Raw genomic sequence first — 3,327 nt, 5'->3', positions numbered from 1 at the left:
TTTTTAGCAGGAATTGGCTTTACAATGTCTATCTTTGTTTCAATGCTCGCTTTTAAAGATATTGTTCTGCTTGATGCGGCAAAAATTGGGGTCCTTTGTGGCTCTGGCTTATCTGCTCTTATCGGTCTGGGATATGGGTTTATTTATATTAAGCGCAATAAAGGAATTTCTCATAGTTCCTAACAAACTAACTGAAAATACATTTTTATGCAGAACTTTTAAAAATGATTTTTCTTATTTGTTGGGTTCGGACAATATTTAATGTAAAATCCGTTGTCTTGCCTCATCTTCATACTTATGAAGGAGAAAACTAACATCATCATACTATTTATGAGCCTCTAATATTGCAACAACCTTTGACACTTAAGAAGATTCATAAGAGATATTTTTATTCCTTTCTTCAATAATCTTTTACTCATACACCATCTCCATTCATGATGTGCACAGGAATGATTTTAATTGCTTCAATATAAAAGGCACATTGTTTTTGGATAAAAGTATTTGATTTATCACTATAAATCTTGAATGGAGTCCAAATATCGTAAGATTTTCTCATTTTAAATCTGTACATGATGCATCAATCAAAACTATTCGCTTACACGTCACAAGCCGAGGAGGAGTATGGAGTAAAATTATTTGAAGAAAAAAATAAGAATGCTTCATATAAACACAAGAGCTGTTCAACACGAAAACTAAAAATAAAATGATGACGACCAACTGACACCTTTGATCTAAGTAAGGGAGATGGTCCCCAATAAATTTTACGTTACACCATCCACAGGCACCGTAATGGACTTGGGGAGAGATATTTCTTCAAAACAAGCGCGTAAATTGGCAATATAATAGCGTTTTGTTTTACGTGAAAGGCATATACGATTTAAATAACGCAATAAACAAAACGTGAACCAATGTGTAATATCCATTATTTAAAAGATATTTCTGTCAATACCTTTGAAAGTTGTAAAGCAGAATTAAAAGGAAGTTGTAAAATGGAAGCTGTTTTTCACTTTTATGGCTTCATATTCTTCCCCAATTAGGTTTTATCTCCATTTCAGAAATTATCCCAACAGGTATACGCAACATTCTTGTTCCTATCTGGCATACAAAAACAGAAGTTGCTCGTAGGAGCCTTATCCGTTTCAATATATATCGTCAAACATGCATCTGCGCTGACATTAGATATTGATACGGGTAACAAAAAACAAAAGATTTATTTCAAATAACAACGTCATAAAATCACTACTAGATTGACAATGGGGTGAAAAATATTCTCGTTTTTTATCATCGACACATCACTTGTCTCACTCCATGAAAGAATTAAACTTGAGGTATGCTTCCATAGGGGGCACCCTAGTTTACATAATTAACTCGGGGGAAAAAAGAAAACCTTAGTCATTTAGACTATTCTAAAACACATGATCGGTGGAAAATAGAACATATATATCGTTTCTCTCCACTTTTCCCGCTCTTATTTGATGTTTATTTTCTTTTTGTTTAAAGAGCTCGCTGTATATTTTTGATGCCATAAAATACTCTTTACAGATAATTTAAAAAGCAACACTTCTGAGACTTTCGAATTATACAACGGCACATTAAATACAATAAGATTACAATAATATTGTCATTAAAATTTTTATATATTAATCAAGTAAAATTAACACACATTGTATAAAAATAAATTATAGAGAAAATTTAGTAAGCTACCTCATATTTAAAAATCTTATTCTATCAGCTGTAATATTCAGTGGAATATTTGCTGCTGGTTGTGAACATAATACCACACAGTTACAGATACCAAAAGTTGTAAAATCAAAGACATATGCATGTCAAAAAAGCTCTTTACAAATAAAAAAATCATAAAATATCTAAAAACTATAGGCTATACTACTCAAGATGCTTTTTTCATTGTGCATAATTCTGAATTATTCAAGAAGCAAATTAATAGTAGATAATCTAATACAACCAGTGATGGCAGAGAACTTTTAAACGCCCCCTATCTACTGGGTGCTCAAGCGTATTATCTTCTCCTTGGTGGGGAAGCATATAATGAAATGGTAGAATATTTACAAATTAAAGGTTGTAGTGCTCAAGAAGCTCGCTATTATCGCAGCTGATATTAAGTTAGTAGTCCAGATATTTGAAAGAATATAGTGGAGATTGATAGAAGAACCAATTATTCTGCCTGGATACACAAAATTATGTGCGTAAAGAGTGGTTATTAATACTAAATGTAAAAAATGAAGCATATTTACACATTCCACATGAAATAATTAAGCGATAAAAAATAGACAAGAACAAACTAAAAAATACAAAATACTATAGAAAATAATATTTATAAAAATATCTTTATTGGGAATAAGTGTATTAATTATCGCACTTTGATAACATATCTTCTATTCACTTCAAATGGACATTCCCATTCGAATGCATTATTCTACAAAAGAATACTTTCGCATTCATATACTGAATAAAAAAAATAGCTATATTTCTTACAAGAAGAGTTTTACTTACAAAGGCCACCATTTGAAAAATATGTAAACATGATAAGAAACTAGCACGACATACTACAAAAACGGAAGAATGTATTTCATGCGTGATTGGCAGTATGACACAGAAAATATTTTTAATAGAGTAGTTAAGGGAAGAAAGTTAACCTAAAGAACATATGGAGGCATCGAAAACTCTGAAAATCTTAATCATAATTCAAAAAAAAATAAATAGACATGAGAAAAAATTTAAGTAATAAAACCATAAGCAACACGCTACAACATTACCATTAATTTTGATCTATAATTACATGATTTTATGAAAAGTGCTTCTCGAAGAACTATAAGCCATAAATGTATAAGATATAATAATTTTATAACTTATAGCGCAACATAAATATTGTCTATAGAGATATATTTTTTTATTGCCTCATAATACAGAAAAAATTAAATTTGCAAGATATACATAAAGTCATAAATAATCATTTGAGATAAGCTAAACATCTCTAGAAAATACATCATAAATTTTATTTTTGGTAATTCCGTCACTAATCCGATGCGCCCCCATTGCGCTAAGATTTATAATATTAAATCTGTATTCACGAGGCTGTCCCTCATGTAACACATGCATCCTTTGAATAAACGCAGTGCATTGCTCCTTATTCTATTACGGCTTATATCGCAAAGACTTCTCCATCCCTCTCTATAGGCTCTAAAACGTTTGTAGACGGCATATTTTATATCCCTTCTTAAACAGTTTTAACCCAAACATCTTTCTCTTGTAATGTATAAGCAACCATTTTTAAATTCATCATGAACAAGTTTAAAATAAGAGAGTTTT

1 protein-coding gene is annotated in these 3,327 nt (G+C 30.6%); it reads left to right on the top strand.

All coding sequences use genetic code 11. The features are described from left to right. On the top strand, positions 1 to 183 hold a 183-nt coding region (locus tag ACFIKE_RS08835), incomplete at its 5' end, for a Na+/H+ antiporter NhaA (RefSeq protein WP_375649376.1). Positions 184 to 3,327 lie beyond the last annotated feature (3,144 nt).

Origin of the sequence: Bartonella sp. MU70NMGDW (assembly GCF_042194085.1) — a bacterium.
GTDB classification, from domain to species: Bacteria; Pseudomonadota; Alphaproteobacteria; order Rhizobiales; family Rhizobiaceae; genus Bartonella; species Bartonella grahamii.
The sequence above is the reverse complement of the archived record's forward strand: the minus strand, read 5'-3'. Positions and strand labels throughout refer to the sequence as shown.